Genomic DNA, 1,970 nt, shown 5'->3' with positions numbered 1-1,970 from the left:
GCCGAGCCATGCTCGGCAGAGGCGTTACCGGGAAAGCTCCTGCCGAGCATGGCTCGGCACTACAGGACCTCGCTTTGTGGGAGCGGCGTAAGCCGCGAAGCTGGCAATGCCTGAAAGGCCGCAAAGCCTACCCCTCCCCAACCCTCCCCTTGGCTTCGCCAAAGGGAGGGAGCGTGGTGCCAAGCCATGCTCGAGGGAGGGAGCACAGCTCAGCCCTTCGGCAGCTGCGCCAGCTCCTCGCGCACCAGCTTCACCACCAGTTTGTCCAGGGTGTCGACCGAATAATTCTCCACCTCATGCACGGTCTCGCTGCCCGGTCCGCTGGAGGGATCACTGGCATCCTTGTAGGTCAGGAAGATGAAACGCCCGCCGGTGTACTGCGCGATCTGCCGCTGCGCGATCTCACCGGTGGTGTCCTGGCCGGAAGCCGCCACGCTCAATACCTTGATGCCCTTGCCCAGCGCGGCCAGCATGGTCTGTTCGTAGCGCGGCTGCGGGTAATCCATATGCGGCGGCGCATCGGCCAGTGACACCAGTAGGCGCGTAGTCGACGCACCGCGCCAGTTCATCGCCTGCACCGCATGGTCGAAGGCCTCGTTCATTGCTTCCGGGTAATCGCCGCCACCATTTGCGCGCACGCCATCGAGCACGTTCTGGAAGCCGGCAACGTTGTTGCTCAGGTCCCAGCCGCGCACGAAGTACTCGTCGCCACGGTCACGGTAGGTCACCAGCCCCAGGCAGATGTCCGGGTTGGACGGCAGCTGGGCGATGTCACGGACGATGCCCTGCAGCGAGTCACGCAGCTTGTCGATTTCATCGGCCATCGAGCCGGTGGCATCGACCATGAACACCAGGTCGAGCTTGGCCCGCGCCGGCAGCGGTGCATCGGCCACCACCACCTGCAATGCGCTCCTCTGTCCGCGTTGCAGGGTCGAGGTCACGGTCTTGCCGGCGCGCCGCACCTGCACCTGGTAGCTGGCTGAATCGCGGTCATCGAAGGCATTGGGATGCACCCATACCTGGCCACCGGCATCGGTACGCGCCCACATCCTTGCACCGTTGCGGGCGGTGACCGCCACTTCTGCGTCCGGCACCGGTCGGCCCTGCGCATCGACCACCTGCAGGCGCTGGCGCACGCTGACATCGCGGCCAAGATCATTGGCTTCTTCATGCCGCTGCAGGAACTGCTGGAACGCAGTGAAGTCGGCGTTGTCGTCAACGACACCGGCGGTGACAGGCGCCTGCTGCTGACGCACGTTGCCAGTGGTGGTGATCGAGGCCATCGGCATTTCCGCGGCAGAGTAGCTGGCATCTGCGGCAGCCTCGGCGCGAGCCGCCAACGGCATCGGTGCTGGCGGTGCGGCCGGCGATGGGGGCGCCAACATCTTGGCAGATGCCCTGTAACCGTCTCCCCCGCTCAGACTGATCTTGTCTGCAGCGATGTTGTGCTGCGGCCTCGGGCTTGGATCGGCAACCTCGCGCAGTACCGGCGTGTCGCTGCAGACCGTGGAGTTCGGCGCACGGAAGTTGGGCTGGGTCTGGCGCGTGCGCTGTGTCGTCGGCGCCTTGAGATCGCCGGTGTTGTCAGTCACCGGGAACGGGGTATGCCGAACCGCCGCTGCCACAGGCAGGCCAACCAACAACGTTACCGCCGCAGCCAATGCCATGTTGCGAACCGCCGGCCGGTTTGAACCCTTTGCGCTAGCCATGATCCCTGCTCCCATGCTGGCCGCGTGATGCGGCGTACGGGGATAGGAACGGATGGGGATGAGGAGTGGGGTTAATGCCCCCTCCCTTTGGCCGCAGGCCAAGGGGAGGGCTGGGGAGGGGTTGGCTTTTGATCTTCGGCGTTGTCGACAACGCTGCTGTAGTGGGGGGGGGGGGGGGGGGGGGGGGGGGGGGGGGGGGGGGGGGGGGGGGGGGGGGGGGGGGGGGCGTAGGTGTTTTTTTTGGTGGGGCGGGACCGCGGG

General features: G+C 66.2%; 1 protein-coding gene. It reads right to left on the bottom strand.

The features are described from left to right. Nucleotides 1-209: 209 nt before the first annotated feature. Nucleotides 210-1,709 carry a VWA domain-containing protein gene (locus tag QMX78_RS21255; protein WP_282273414.1) on the bottom strand — a complete coding sequence of 500 codons (1,500 nt, stop codon included), beginning with the start codon at nt 1,707-1,709 and terminating at the stop codon, nt 210-212. Nucleotides 1,710-1,970: the final 261 nt, after the last annotated feature.

The sequence above is a fragment of the Stenotrophomonas sp. PS02298 genome, from assembly GCF_029959445.1.
In the GTDB taxonomy this organism is placed as follows: Bacteria; Pseudomonadota; Gammaproteobacteria; order Xanthomonadales; family Xanthomonadaceae; genus Stenotrophomonas.
The sequence above is the reverse complement of the archived record's forward strand: the minus strand, read 5'-3'. Positions and strand labels throughout refer to the sequence as shown.